Here is a 13,054-nt window from a genome sequence, read left to right on the forward strand (position 1 = left end):
ATGGCTTTTGATATAACACTTAGCGGAGAAGAGCGTTTATTTGTAGGATCATTACAAATAAGCGTGAAGAGAAGTCATATTGCCAATTTTCTGGGAATCCTGCTAATTATACTTACCATTTCCCTGGCAGGTGCAGGGTTCATCACCTATAGGAATCTGGAGGAGATTGTCTCCAAGCTGGAGACAGATGATCGCTCCAATGAGAACCTTCTCCAATACAAAGAGATATTGGTGAACCTGCACGATATGGAAAACCAGGTGGAGTCTTACGAGCTCACCAGTGATCCCAAATATATAGAAAGGTACAACCGAAGCATTTCGAGGGTATTTGCCCGTGTGGACTCCATCAATGGGCTCAACCAAACTGACACAGAGCTGCTCGTTTTCAACGACTCGCTGAGATCGCTGATCAATGAAAAAACCTATACACTTAACCAGCTAATTGATTTCCGATCCAATCAGAAGCAGGATGACTTCAAAGAACTAGAAGGCTTTTTGGATGCGATATCCGCCAATCCCAAACCTCCTGCTCAAACAAAAAAAGATACCACCGGGCTCTCAGCACCAGAAGAGAAAAAAGGGTTTTTCAAGCGACTATTGGCCAAAAAGCCTGAACCTGTGGCCACCCCGAAGGTCAATCAGGACAGTATCATTCTGGCCGAGAAAAAACAATATCATTCTCAGATTAATAGCAAGGTGGATCAAATGAGATCCAGCCAGCGACTGGTCAGTCAGCGCCAGCGTGAAAAGGAGATGAACCTCCTTTCGGCTCATTTTGGCATTCAAAACCAAATAATAGACCTGGTGACATTTCTGGAAAGCCGTGAAACCACCAAGGTGAAAATCAAGGCCATCAAGGCTAAAGAACTGGCCAATCAAACCAGTCAGCAGATCACCCTGTTTTTCAGCCTGGCTACGCTCCTGCTGCTCTCGTCGGTGATCATAATGGTGACCTACGTGCAGCGCAACGGCCGCTATCAGGAGCTCCTGCGGGAGTCTAAAAAATCGGCCGAAACCCTGGCCAAAGCCAAAGAGCGGTTCTTCGCCAACATGAGCCATGAAATCCGTACACCGATGAACGCCATATCGGGTTTCACCAAAGTCCTCCTGAGAACCGAGCTGAATGAAGAACAAAAGGAGCAGGTAGAAATCATTCACAAATCCAGTGAACACCTGCTGAGACTCCTCAATGACATCCTGGACTTCTCAAAGCTACAGGCGGAAAAACTCCAACTGGAGACAACACCCTTCAGTATCCGTCAGGTCTGCGATGACAGCATTACGCTACTAAAAGCCAGCGCCGCGCACAAAGGATTGAAACTCTATAGCGAGCTTGATAATGTACCTGAGTATGTACTGGGAGATCCGCATCGGCTCAGGCAAATCATACTCAACCTGCTGAACAACGGCATCAAATACACCGAAAAAGGCGAAGTGGCGCTACTGGTAAGCGGAGAGCGCAAGCAAAACAAATTCCACGTGGCCCTGGAGGTAAAAGATACTGGAATAGGGATTTCCAAAAACCATCAACTGAGGCTCTTTCAGGAGTTTGAGCAGGCCAATCAGAGTTCATTCTCTAAGGGTACAGGGCTGGGACTGGCCATTACCAAGAGGCTTGTCAATCTGCATCATGGAAGTATACGTCTTGACAGCAAGGAAGGAGAAGGCACCTCAGTATTTGTGAAAATGGCCTATCCGCTCACTGACAAGCAGCCCGTGGAAGAATCTACCAAAGAGACAAAACATGATTTTCAGGGAGTACATGTACTGATTGCAGACGATGAGCCCTTCAACACCAAGCTGCTGGCTACCATTCTCAGTAAAAAACAAATCACCTTTGATGTGGCACATGATGGCACCAGCGCTCTGAAGTTGGCCATGACCAAACCGTATCACATGCTCCTGCTCGATCTTAAGATGCCAGGCCATACCGGATGGGAGCTACTCGAAGAGATCAAATCCACAGCTGGGCCCAATCAAAACACTCCAATGATCGCCCTCACAGCCACTGTCTCCAGCCTGGACAAAAGTCGGGGGACCACTTTCCATTTTGATCACATTATGAGAAAGCCATTTGAAGAAGCCGAACTTTTTGATTCTATAGCCAACGCTCTGAACATCGCCCCACCAGAAGATTCCCAAAAAAGGGTCACCGACCTTTCCTCGCTGATGCAAATGGGTGACCAACAGTTTGTGGAAGACATGGTAGAGACCTTTATCAATGGGGCAAAGGAAGGCCTTCAGCAGATCAGTACCGCTTTGAAAAATCAAGCATACGAAGACATTTCGCTCGTTGCACACAGAATAGTAGCTCCCGCCAGACACTTCAAAGCGGGACAATTAGTAGATTTATTGAAGAACCTGGAAAAACGAGCCGATGACCGGGATTCTACCATTACAGAGGCCGATCTGAACCATATCCGACAGGAACTGGATCAAGTCATAGCCTCCCTGAGATCAGCCCTTCAGGCGCAGATATTCAACTGAAAACATTAAAACTTATGGGTCAAAAGCCATTTACAATTTTTGTAGTAGAAGATGATGACTGGTATAGAAAGCTCCTCCATCACAACCTCACCCTGAACCCTGAATACCGGGTGGAGACCTTTGCCAATGGAGAAGCTTTTCTGAAGCAGATCAATGAAAAGCCGGATGTGGTCACCCTGGACTACCGCCTGCCAGACTATAATGGAGAGGACCTGCTCAAAAAGATAAAAGCGGCGGACCCAGGCATCGAAGTGCTCATCATCTCGGAGCAAAGTGAAATAGAAACGGCCGTTTCCTTGCTGAAAGCCGGGGCTTATGACTACATCACCAAGACCGAAGACATTCGCGATCGCCTCCTCAATGTGGTCCAGCACATCAACAAAAACCGCTCACTCAAAACCCAGCTGGAAAATCTCCAGACGGAGGTAGCTCAGAAGTATGAGTTTGAGACATCTATCATAGGCCAGAGCAAGGAAATGAAAAAGGTCTTTCAGATGATGCAAAAGGCCACTACCAACAACATCTCGGTGATCATCACCGGTGAGACTGGTACCGGTAAGGAAATGGTGGCCAAATCCATCCACTACAACTCACCCAGAAGTAAGAAATCCTTTGTGGCGGTCAATATGAGTGCCATCCCCAAGGAGTTGGCAGAAAGTGAGCTTTTCGGCCATGAAAAAGGTGCCTTCACCGGAGCAGCCAACAGACATGCAGGCAAGTTTGAGCAGGCACACGGCGGCACCCTGTTCCTGGATGAAATAGGTGAAATGGCTCCTGAGCTGCAGGCCAAACTGCTGCGAGCACTTCAGGAAAAGGAAATCGTGCGTGTAGGGGGTACCGAACCAGTAAAGGTGGACTGCAGGATCATAGCCGCTACCCATAGAAACCTGCTGGACGAGATGAAAAAAGGCGCCTTCAGGGAAGACCTCTATTACCGGCTCTTTGGGCTACCGGTAGAGCTGCCCCCCTTACGCGATCGTGAGAATGACATTGTGATCCTGGCCAAACACTTCGCGGAGAGTTTCTATAAAGAAAACGATATGCCGCCGAAAACCTTCACGAAGGATGCCCTGAAAAAGCTCATGACCTACTCCTATCCGGGAAATATCCGGGAGCTCAAATCCATCGTGGAGCTATCCGTGGTGATGGCGGAAGACCATGAGATTACTGCCGAAGATATCACCTTCACTCAGTCTAATCCCATCACCGAACTCTTCGATGAAGCGCTCACCATGAAGGACTACGAACTTAGAATCGTGAAAATGTACCTCAAAAACCACAACGATGACATCAAAAAAGTGGCCGAGCTGCTGGACATTGGTCAGTCCACCATCTATCGGATGCTGAAAAAAGAGAAGTGATTTAGCACTACAATTTTGAGATGGGCTTCTCTTTTTGAGAATGCGCCTGCCAATTTGGGATAAATCACGGAATAGACGAAAACACAATCAGCTAATTTTCAATTAGTTACAGTGAAATATAAATCTGGTACAAGTTTGGCATAATGACTATTCGTAAATCAAAACGTATAGTCATGAATACTAAACAAATACTTTCAGCATTTATTCTTTTTACCTTTTCTATTGGTGGTGTACTTGCCAGCGATAACCAAAAGGATGAAAAAACGGAAGCAGACCTCTCTGCCTCCTCTATTCATTATCCTGTGAAGCCATCGCTGGCCATCAACACCTCCAGCTACAACACAGCTTTCGGTGTGCGTGGACTTGGTACCTCAGGTCTCACCATCAAACATTTCACCTCCAACTCCACAGCAATAGAAGGAATCATCGGTCTGTGGCCCAGCGCCCTGTCCGCCACCATCCTTTTCGAGCGATACGTCAATGCATTTGACGAACCAGGGCTCAACTGGTACTATGGTATCGGCGGTCACATAGCCACCCAAACCGACTGGGTATACTATGATGGTGTACGTGGGTACCGCAGATCCAACGGTGACTTTGGAGTGGGTATAGATGGAATCTTCGGGCTGGAGTATAAAATCAACGAAGTGCCAATAGCGGTAAGTCTGGATGTGAAGCCATTTCTGGAGGTCACCACCAACGGGGATGCGTACCTCGCACTGGACCCCGGACTGGGCATCAAGTTTACCTTCTAAAAAAAAGTTAAAGCAAACAGGTGTTTTGATTCATCATAAAAGAACAAAACATGGAAACTCTAGCCATCATATATCTGTGCTTAGGTGCGCTGGTGATGTTGTTTGGGATCAGAAAAATCAGACGTCACCTTCCACTGAGAACGGAAAACAGCAAAAACCATCCTGCTGCTGAAGAAAGATAAAGTCCGAAAGCGGACCCATTAAATAAGATGATAACCTTAAAATCAATACTGTTATGAATTCTCAAACAAAAAAAAGTACGCTGAAAATCTCAGCCATATTACTGGTGGGAGCACTTGCTTTCACCTCCTGCGACAAAAAAGAACGCGAACAACTAAAAGCTCAGGCTGACCAGCTGGAGCAAAAACTGCACGAGCGTGATTCGGCTTTCAACAGCATCATGAACGTGATGGCCGAAGTGGAAACTCAGATCGAGCAAATCAAAACGCAGGAAAACCTCATTGCCAATTCGTCATCAGGTGACTTTTCCAGCATGGAAAAAGACCAAATGGTGGGTGACCTGAAGAAAATCAATGAGCTGATCACCAGTACCAATGAAAAAGTAAAGTCCCTATCGAGTCAATTGGAAGACTCAAACATAGAGCTGAATGCTTTTAAAAGAAGGGTACAGGATATGATGAAAAACCTGAAAGCCAGAGAAGCATCAATCGCTCAGCTGAAGGAAGACATTCAGATGAGAGATAACCGAATCGCCGAATTGGATACCGAGGTGGGCTCACTGGTGACCCGTGTGCAGCTGCAAACGGAAACCATAGAACTCCAAAACCAGGAGCTCGTGGAGCGTGAAAACGATCTGAACACGGCCTTTTTTGCGGTAGACACTGAGAAAAAACTCAAAGAAGAAGGACTAGTGACCAAAGAAGGTGGGTTCCTCTGGATAGGAAAAACCACCGAGCTGCAAGCGGATGCCGCCCAGCAGAAATTCACCGAAGTGGATATACAGAACACCAAGCGGTTTTACATAGACAGTGAGAAACTGGAAATCGTGACGGAGCACCCCAGCGAGAGCTACAAGTTGGTGAATGAAGACGGTAAAGTGAAATACCTGGAAGTGGTGAACCCTTCAGAATTCTGGAAAATATCCAAGTACCTGGTTGTTTCCGTAAAAGGATAATATTCGATCAGCTATGGGGTCCGGAACAGATCCGGACCCTAATTTTAACCTTTCAAACTAAAACATTAAGACCATGAAATTCAAAATACTATTTCTAGCCACAATGTGTATCTTTTTCACCTCTGCCCAGGCTCAGCGAGCTGGACTCAAAGGGGGTGTGAACTTCACCAATCTCTACGTGGACGATGTGGACGATGAAAACATGAAAGTTGGATTCAATGTGGGTTTATTCCACCGGTCAGACATCAGCAACAATTTTGCCATACAGCCCGAGTTTCTTTTTACTCAGAAGGGATCCGAAATACAGTATAGTGGGTTTCTTGGTGGCAGCGGAAAATACCGATTCAACCTCAACTACCTGGAAGTACCTGTACTGGCCATGGCCAAGATAGGGAGCTTCAACATTCACGCTGGCCCCTATCTGGGATTTCTGGTGGGTGCCAAAGTGAAGGACATTGACGATGATGGTAGTGTAAACGACGTGGAGTCTCTGGATCGTGATGACTTCAATACATTTGATTACGGTATTGCCGGAGGTATAGGGTTTGACTTTCCTGATGGCATGCTTGGCCTAAGGTATAACTACGGCTTTGTGGAGATTGGACAAAGCGGGGTAGCCGGACAGGCCACCGAAAACTCTAAAAACTCTGCCCTGCAACTTTACCTTGGATTCGACTTTTAAGTCGAAAAGTACATAGATCCGCCGAAAGGCAATAAGGCCCTGAACGTAGTTCGGGGCCTTATTTTTTGTTCACCCCATACCGTCTATGCAGTCCCTATACCAAAAGAGTCCGGAAAACATGCCTACGTTTTTCCAATTTCATGCGCATGAAAAAAAATTTCGTGCCTATGAATCCTGAACAAAATGAGAGATCTCAAAATTCAGCTCGCTCTTTGCAGTTCCATTGTTTTTAATCATTTTTATTCATTAAATAACTGGACCGTTATTGATCAAGGCCACCAGATCAAGGTTATAACTCAAACTACTATGAAGAAGTCATTTTTAATCACCATCATCATCACATTGTTAGGCCTTGGTCACACCCAGGGTCAGTCCGTATACTGGGAGCAAAGTGCCGACAACACCAGCTCCGGCAACCTCTCCATCGGCTCCATTGCAGCCAATTCTTACTCCAAGCTGGTGATCAAAGGTCCCAACCAGCCGCTAAATTCAGGGGGTAAGAGGGATTTGTCGTTTGAGTTTGCTGCAGCTGGAAAAGCGCAGATCAGATCCTACAGAGGCGGAAGCTGGGATACCTACATGCAATTTCTGACCACCCCGGTTTCGGGCGGAGATCCGGTACCACAAATGCACATCAGTCATGATGGTAAAATCGGAATCGGAACGACCACACCTGTCCACCTGCTGCACCTAAAATCTGCTATGCCCTATATGAGATTCGAACTAAACAGTGGCTCTTACTCTATGATCGAGTGGCTGGAGGCTTCTACAAGAGTGGCAGGAATCCATTGGGTGGGTCACCAAACTCCCAACCGTCTTAGTTTCATGACAGGAGTCACTTCTATCAGTGAGCAAATGTCTATAACCGAGACCGGAAATGTCGGAATCGGAACGACCAACCCTTTGGATAGACTCACTGTAACTGGTGGCAATGTCACCATAGGAAATACAACCAATCAGGAGTATAGCTTAACCTTCCGCCCTTCTGACAATACTGCCCGAAATGCATTGGTGGGTTACTCTTCCAATACAGCCGCCGCGGATTACATCGGCCTCAAAAGCAACTGGGGGTCAATACGCTTCAGCACGAATGGGGGCAATGAGGTCGTAAGAATTACGGCCAATGAAAGGGTGGGCATAGGCACCAGCGACCCACAGTCCAAGCTGGCCGTGGATGGTACCATACGGGCCAAGGAGATTAAGGTGATGGAGGTTATAGGAGCCCCGGATTATGTATTTGAAGCGGATTACAACCTCAGAACACTGGAAGCAACTAAAGCTTACATAAAGGAAAACAAACACCTCCCGGAAATACCCTCTGCCGCCGAGATAGAAGCCAATGGCATAGACCTGGGTGACATGAACATGCGCCTGTTAAAGAAGATTGAGGAGCTTACGCTTTACCAAATAGAACTATTGGAGCGTATTGAGAAGCTGGAAACAAACCAGAATAAATAAGTATGCTAGCACTTTGCTCATACCAAACAGATTCAGCAAAGTGGAAAATCAAACCTTATTGGATCAGCGCATTCAAAGAGACTAAGGTTCAACAAATTGTCTCAATGGAGAAAATCTAAAGACAAAACTCCACTTTTCAGATAGGTGGTATCGGTAGGCACTCCACCTCGATATTTGATCTGTCTCACAGAATCTCCCCGCAGCTCCTTTCGGAATCCATTCAAAACACCAGATTTATAAATACGTTCTTCCACAACCTCTCCGCCTAGAAAATCCTGCGACTTACCAGAAAGCTGGCCCTTGCGGTAGGTTTCTATGGTTACTAGCTCACCCTGCTGGTATGAATACCAGGTACCCGTTTTAAGGCCATCCTTGAATTCGCCCCTGGCTGACAGTTGACCTTCCTGATTCATTCGGGTAAATTCCCCATCCAGCAAGTACCCCGAAAAGCTCCCTCGGGTGGATTGGAGCTGCCCACTTTTAAACCAAAAATACTCCCGGTTTGGATCAGGGTTCACCTTCGTTCTGGTTAACCGAAATTCGAGAAAGTCATCACCTGCTTTGGTGGTCACTTTCTGAAGTTCTCCATCATCTGACGGAAATATCCGTTGACCGCAAGCTGCTAAAACAAGAAGAAACCCCAGCACCAATAAAAACTTGTTCATTGCCATAAATTTTAATTTCCAAAATCCATACTGGACGACAGTTCAAACATCGGAAGATACATCGCCACCAGGATAACCCCAACCACCAGTCCCAAAAATATGATCATGAATGGCTCCAAAAAAGTAGCCATCAAGGCCGTTTTATGTTTGACAGAATTGGTATAATCTAGTGACAATTTCTGAAAAAACGAGCCTAACTGATTCACCTCCTCACCCACCTTGATCAAAGCGATCATCTGATTGTCAAAAACAGCATGTTTTTCAAAGGCCTCCGTAATGGTTTTTCCCTGAACAAGATCCGTTTTAATCTGATCAAGAACCACCTCAATGTGGAGGAAGCCAATCATCTTCCTGACCATCTCCAGCGTATGCACCATGGGAACCGCTGATAGAATAAGCAATCCCATGCTGTCGCAAAAACGAGCCAGATAAATCTGTCTGTATATTTCACCCCAAAGCGGTACCCTGAGCCAAATCCATTCTTTGAACCATCTGAATCGAAGGTTTTTTCTGAGCGCATAAATCGAAAAAAGTACAATGCCCACCGATGAGAAGAGCAATAAGGCATTGGATCTGAATCCGCGTGAAAGGCCAATGATGGTTTTGGTTAAAGCCGGGAGGTCACTATTGAAACGCAGAAAGACCTCCTCAAACATTGGAATGATAAAGAAGATCATAAAGGAGACCGCCCCAAAAGAAGTGAGCGTAATCAAAATCGGATAAGAAAGGGCGCTCACGATTTGCCTCCTTTGCGCTATCTGATTTTCGAAATAGGTGGTTAATTTTTCGAAAACAAGAGTCAAACGACCTGTCTCCTCCCCAATTTTCAATGAAAACACCTCATAGGGTGTGAAATCCTTGAATTGTGCCAGTGATTCTGAAAGCGACTTTCCCTTCACAATTTCCGCAAGCACCATTTGCAATTTCTCCCTGGTCTTTTTGCGTTTGAGTTGCTGAAACAATATCTCAAAAGATGCACGGATGTCTACCCCTGACTGTTGTAGCACATTCAGTTGACGATAGATGGTTTCCTTTTCTTTGTCAGAAACCCTATGTGGAAATAGGTCAATTTCTTTAGTCAGAAATGACTCCTGCTTTTTCTCTTGAGTGACCTTAGGGCCAGATATGTCCAGGTCAGTAAGTTTCAATGGTATTATTCATCTGATTTTCACTCGAAACTATCTGATATAGTTGGAAACAATGACTGTTTTCACCAAAAAAAAGACAGGTACGTAGTACGCCAGGAGCATTTTCCTCTATCGATACGTTCATACAGACTCCCAAGGTATCCCTTGTACCTTTAAGGATCCTTACCATCACCTCAGCTCCGAATTCATAATCAATTTCCCGACCTTCGGAAATCAACTGTAAATGTCCTGTGGATAGTTTATATGCCTCGCAGGCTTGAAAATCTTTCGACAACAGGTACTCCACGCGTGCTCCCTGGGTGATCTCTTCTGCTTTGGTCTCAATCCGACTTTTGTAACCCTGAACAAATGAAATCACCCCCCAGCACAATGACATGATGATCGATGCGATGATCATACTCACGAGTAGCTCTATGATGGTAAATCCACTAATCCTCTTCTGGTACATAAAAAATGGTAGATGCTTGCTCCTTCAATCCGGTGCTGTCCTGCCCCATACATGAGGCAATCTTGATAAGATCAAACCCCTGAAAATCCCTCACCTCATACGATAAAGATAAATGGTCTTTGGAGAAAGTAAGAGGTCGAGTTTGTTTGATCGCCACCAGTGAATCCAACTGTTGTGTAACCTGGTTTTTCAACGCCAACTCACGACGGGCCGGAAAGGACCTGTAAAGATTAAATGACACGATCACCGCTATGGAGAGCAAAATACTCAGCAATACCATCGATACAATGCCCTCGATAATTGTATACGCTTTTAGCCGCATCAGTTTAGGTATTTCAATACTTTACTTTCCTTCTTATAAAACCACTGTGACAGGGCCAAAAAAGCAGTGTCCAACTGAGTGCCATCAATGGTCGCGTTGAATAAGTAATTTTCATACACGCCTGTCTGAGCATTTACCAGGAAACGCTTCACTGTCACGTGTCCCTCCACTGTGCCATAGGTTTCCAACATCCCATTGCAGTAAATCATGCCTCGAAATTGTGTGCCATCCTCCAGATAGATTACCCGTCTTCTGAAGCCATCTTTGCTCCCATCCATTAGTAGCCAGCCAGTAATTTCACATTTCCCACGGGTTTGAATGGTAGCAAGGTCATTCCGGTTATACGTGGCCAGCACCGTCGGATAGGTCAACTTCACATTGTCGTGGACAATGATGGTATCCGTGGCAAAAAATTGACCATTCCCCTGAAAACCACTCAGAAACTCGATTACTGGCGCATAGGCCACAATATCCGTGGTGCTGGCCAAAGTATCAAAGATCAAGCGACTTTGAGACGTGATCAGCACATGACCCGAATAAACTTTGTTAACTCCAGCATTGCCTGCTTTGACCTCCACGAGATCCGCCTCAAACGAGTTGATCAGTGTGTCATTGTCCTGCTCCAGTTGTACGCCCTCCAATTGCTCCATTCGCCCAAAAGCGTCACTCAGCGTCACTTCGGGAAGTTTTTTCTCACTCTTCAGCTCCGTGCCGTAAATCAGTGAGTCACTGGTATACCCCACCCTATTGATATAGGCACTTTGTACACCCGATACCGGCAGATAACAATCACCGATCAGGCGCGTATCTCCCACCAGCGACAATGGCCGCCCGTCATCCACCAAAAATACTGCTGATCTTCCTTTGTCCTCAGGACGATGAGCTAACGTGTAGCTGCGACTTACTTCCTGATTTCCTTTATAGGCCGTAACCCGGTATTGATCCAGAAGCCCCCATGCCCTCCGCAAGATGGAAATACTATCCTGTTCCTCCCCATACAGGTCGAAATCATAGGGACGGTCATACTCAAAGTGGTCATATTCCCCAAGCGTCATCTGTATCCCGGAGGCCAGGTTTTTCTGGAGTCGTATTCTGGTGAGGTAATGAATCTGCTCCATGCGTGCATAATAGACATATAGGGTGAGCATGGACAAGCCCACACTCATCAGCAAGCTGATGGCGAGCACATAGGACAATACCCCACCTGATATTCTCATGACCATGGAGGTGAATTTAACAAAGATGTGGATGAGCACTCAGGTATTGGGAGCAAAATCTGATTGGGGGAGTGAGAGCATAAACAACCCTGCGGGGACTGAATTTCGATCAATCCCGCTACTGGCTGACATAAACTTCACCTCGCACCCGCTCGGACTGCATCTTGCTTGTTGGTCACAAGACCAACAAGGGCAAAGGTTTTGTATATGAAGCCTACTGATTACAGTAACGCAACATTGAGTACCCCTTTTGATCCATCATAATCCATGGCACTGGAGTATGGGTAATATTCAGCTTCGCATACCAGACCCTCTGTCATCGGATTATTATGCAAATAGTCCAATCGCTGATCTTTCATCGCGTTGGTTGATAATTCAATCGGCCGGTTATCTTGCTGCCAAAATTGATACTTTACATTATTGCTATTCTTCTCTCCTGCCGAGCGAAACAGCCAAAGCATCCAATTTTTTCTGCTCTCCTGCAAGTTCTCATCTATTTCCTTCAGCATTTTCTTGCTTGTAAATTTCTTAAAATCTCTCAGTATATCAGAGAGATTACACCCTTCCTGAGCAGCAACAACGAGATGAATGTGATTGGACATAACACACCATGCATACAATATCAAACCCTTTTCGTTTTGACAATACCGTAAAGACTCCACAATTATATCTTTATACGATGGTCTGGATAAAGCACCACCCACTGAACAGTAGCGAAGGTGATAAAGTGAGGTGCCTGATGATCTGATATCGTGTACTTTGAAGGTATCCACCAAGTTATTAAACCTGATTAACATTTCCTTTCCTCTGGCTTTTGAAACTGAAGCCTACTCTTATCCTTCTCATTTAGTCAGTTACAAACTGACCACTTATTTTAGGCTTAAGTTACGTTGCGCTAAACTTAAGCCAGGGAGGGAGCTGATACATTTCCGCTCCAATGATGAATCCATACTACAACTGATATTTGGTTCTTATTAGCGAATTAATTGCACTACCTTTTTTCAAATAGATTTGATCTTCATGTGTGATAGTCGAAATTATTTCACATTCATCAGTATAAAAAGAAACATCCTCAACGCAATAATTCTTAAAATATCCAAAATCTATATTTTCAATAAGTGATTTCAGATTGTCAGAAAATAGAAACCTAAGGTATTCACCACTTCGAAACAATTTATTCTTCTTTTTTCCCCTTTCTACTAAGCTATCTCTATTTTTTAGTATAAACTCATCTAATTGCCTACCCTCGTATAGAATATTAAACTCAATATGATCAGCATTTCTCAATGCATAAGCTTTTACTAACCCCCATATAGTGCCTGATTTGTCATTAATGTATAAGTCATAGCCCTCCATTGCATTTCTTTTTTAAGGTC

The 13,054-nt window shown here is 45.2% G+C and carries 14 protein-coding genes; 7 read left to right on the plus strand and 7 right to left on the minus strand.

Annotated elements, in window-relative coordinates:
- The 7 genes from GV030_RS10035 to GV030_RS10060 all read left to right on the plus strand — a co-directional run bounded on the left by GV030_RS10035 (position 1) and on the right by GV030_RS10060 (position 7,878).
- Positions 1–2,487: an ATP-binding protein gene (locus GV030_RS10035; RefSeq protein ID WP_159582179.1), complete on the plus strand. Its 2,487-nt coding sequence runs from the start codon at positions 1–3 to the stop codon at positions 2,485–2,487.
- A gap of 14 nt (positions 2,488–2,501) precedes the next feature.
- Positions 2,502–3,848: a sigma-54 dependent transcriptional regulator gene (locus GV030_RS10040; protein WP_159582180.1), complete on the plus strand. Its 1,347-nt coding sequence runs from the start codon at positions 2,502–2,504 to the stop codon at positions 3,846–3,848.
- Between the two features lie 173 nt (positions 3,849–4,021).
- Positions 4,022–4,603, plus strand: coding sequence for a hypothetical protein (locus tag GV030_RS10045; protein ID WP_159582181.1), 582 nt, complete (start codon positions 4,022–4,024; stop codon positions 4,601–4,603).
- Positions 4,604–4,653: 50 nt separating this feature from the next.
- Positions 4,654–4,785 (plus strand): hypothetical protein, encoded by a 132-nt coding sequence (locus GV030_RS21605; protein WP_255465305.1) that lies wholly within the window; start codon positions 4,654–4,656, stop codon positions 4,783–4,785.
- A gap of 53 nt (positions 4,786–4,838) precedes the next feature.
- Entirely contained in the window at positions 4,839–5,738 is a 900-nt protein-coding gene (locus tag GV030_RS10050) for a hypothetical protein (protein ID WP_159582182.1), read from the plus strand.
- Between the two features lie 73 nt (positions 5,739–5,811).
- Positions 5,812–6,420, plus strand: a complete 609-nt coding sequence (locus tag GV030_RS10055; RefSeq protein ID WP_159582183.1) for a porin family protein — start codon at positions 5,812–5,814, stop codon at positions 6,418–6,420.
- Positions 6,421–6,726: 306 nt separating this feature from the next.
- Positions 6,727–7,878 (plus strand): helicase associated domain-containing protein, encoded by a 1,152-nt coding sequence (locus tag GV030_RS10060; protein WP_159582184.1) that lies wholly within the window; start codon positions 6,727–6,729, stop codon positions 7,876–7,878.
- Positions 7,879–7,979: 101 nt separating this feature from the next.
- Here GV030_RS10060 and GV030_RS10065 read toward each other — a convergent pair whose 3' ends face one another.
- The 7 genes from GV030_RS10065 to GV030_RS10095 all read right to left on the minus strand — a co-directional run bounded on the left by GV030_RS10065 (position 7,980) and on the right by GV030_RS10095 (position 13,034).
- Entirely contained in the window at positions 7,980–8,543 is a 564-nt protein-coding gene (locus tag GV030_RS10065; RefSeq protein ID WP_159582185.1) for a toxin-antitoxin system YwqK family antitoxin, read from the minus strand.
- Between the two features lie 11 nt (positions 8,544–8,554).
- Positions 8,555–9,691 (minus strand): type II secretion system F family protein, encoded by a 1,137-nt coding sequence (locus GV030_RS10070; protein WP_159582186.1) that lies wholly within the window; start codon positions 9,689–9,691, stop codon positions 8,555–8,557.
- A complete protein-coding gene (locus tag GV030_RS10075; RefSeq protein WP_159582187.1) occupies positions 9,678–10,139 on the minus strand; it encodes a type II secretion system protein J in 462 nt (153 codons plus the stop codon). The genes GV030_RS10070 and GV030_RS10075 overlap by 14 nt, the downstream gene beginning before the upstream one ends.
- Complete coding sequence (locus tag GV030_RS10080) at positions 10,120–10,461, minus strand: hypothetical protein (protein WP_159582188.1); 342 nt, start codon at positions 10,459–10,461, stop codon at positions 10,120–10,122. The genes GV030_RS10075 and GV030_RS10080 overlap by 20 nt, the downstream gene beginning before the upstream one ends.
- Positions 10,461–11,678: a hypothetical protein gene (locus tag GV030_RS10085; protein ID WP_159582189.1), complete on the minus strand. Its 1,218-nt coding sequence runs from the start codon at positions 11,676–11,678 to the stop codon at positions 10,461–10,463. The genes GV030_RS10080 and GV030_RS10085 overlap by 1 nt, the downstream gene beginning before the upstream one ends.
- 221 nt (positions 11,679–11,899) lie before the next feature.
- Positions 11,900–12,475, minus strand: a complete 576-nt coding sequence (locus GV030_RS10090) for a transposase (protein ID WP_255465306.1) — start codon at positions 12,473–12,475, stop codon at positions 11,900–11,902.
- 154 nt (positions 12,476–12,629) lie between these two features.
- A complete protein-coding gene (locus GV030_RS10095; protein WP_159582190.1) occupies positions 12,630–13,034 on the minus strand; it encodes a hypothetical protein in 405 nt (134 codons plus the stop codon).
- Positions 13,035–13,054 lie beyond the last annotated feature (20 nt).

The sequence above is a fragment of the Marinoscillum sp. 108 genome (assembly GCF_902506655.1).
Taxonomy (GTDB): domain Bacteria; phylum Bacteroidota; class Bacteroidia; order Cytophagales; family Cyclobacteriaceae; genus Marinoscillum; species Marinoscillum luteum.

What these genes read in the sequence shown, in the direction of transcription:
- GV030_RS10035 (WP_159582179.1), top strand. Translation starts at nt 1, where the DNA reads ATGGCTTTTGATATAACACTTAGCGGAGAAGAGCGTTTATTTGTAGGA.
- GV030_RS10040 (WP_159582180.1), top strand. Translation starts at nt 2,502, where the DNA reads ATGGGTCAAAAGCCATTTACAATTTTTGTAGTAGAAGATGATGACTGG.
- GV030_RS10045 (WP_159582181.1), top strand. Translation starts at nt 4,022, where the DNA reads ATGAATACTAAACAAATACTTTCAGCATTTATTCTTTTTACCTTTTCT.
- GV030_RS21605 (WP_255465305.1), top strand. Translation starts at nt 4,654, where the DNA reads ATGGAAACTCTAGCCATCATATATCTGTGCTTAGGTGCGCTGGTGATG.
- GV030_RS10050 (WP_159582182.1), top strand. Translation starts at nt 4,839, where the DNA reads ATGAATTCTCAAACAAAAAAAAGTACGCTGAAAATCTCAGCCATATTA.
- GV030_RS10055 (WP_159582183.1), top strand. Translation starts at nt 5,812, where the DNA reads ATGAAATTCAAAATACTATTTCTAGCCACAATGTGTATCTTTTTCACC.
- GV030_RS10060 (WP_159582184.1), top strand. Translation starts at nt 6,727, where the DNA reads ATGAAGAAGTCATTTTTAATCACCATCATCATCACATTGTTAGGCCTT.
- GV030_RS10065 (WP_159582185.1), bottom strand. Translation starts at nt 8,543, where the DNA reads ATGAACAAGTTTTTATTGGTGCTGGGGTTTCTTCTTGTTTTAGCAGCT.
- GV030_RS10075 (WP_159582187.1), bottom strand. Translation starts at nt 10,139, where the DNA reads ATGTACCAGAAGAGGATTAGTGGATTTACCATCATAGAGCTACTCGTG.
- GV030_RS10080 (WP_159582188.1), bottom strand. Translation starts at nt 10,461, where the DNA reads ATGCGGCTAAAAGCGTATACAATTATCGAGGGCATTGTATCGATGGTA.
- GV030_RS10085 (WP_159582189.1), bottom strand. Translation starts at nt 11,678, where the DNA reads ATGAGAATATCAGGTGGGGTATTGTCCTATGTGCTCGCCATCAGCTTG.
- GV030_RS10090 (WP_255465306.1), bottom strand. Translation starts at nt 12,475, where the DNA reads ATGTTAATCAGGTTTAATAACTTGGTGGATACCTTCAAAGTACACGAT.
- GV030_RS10095 (WP_159582190.1), bottom strand. Translation starts at nt 13,034, where the DNA reads ATGGAGGGCTATGACTTATACATTAATGACAAATCAGGCACTATATGG.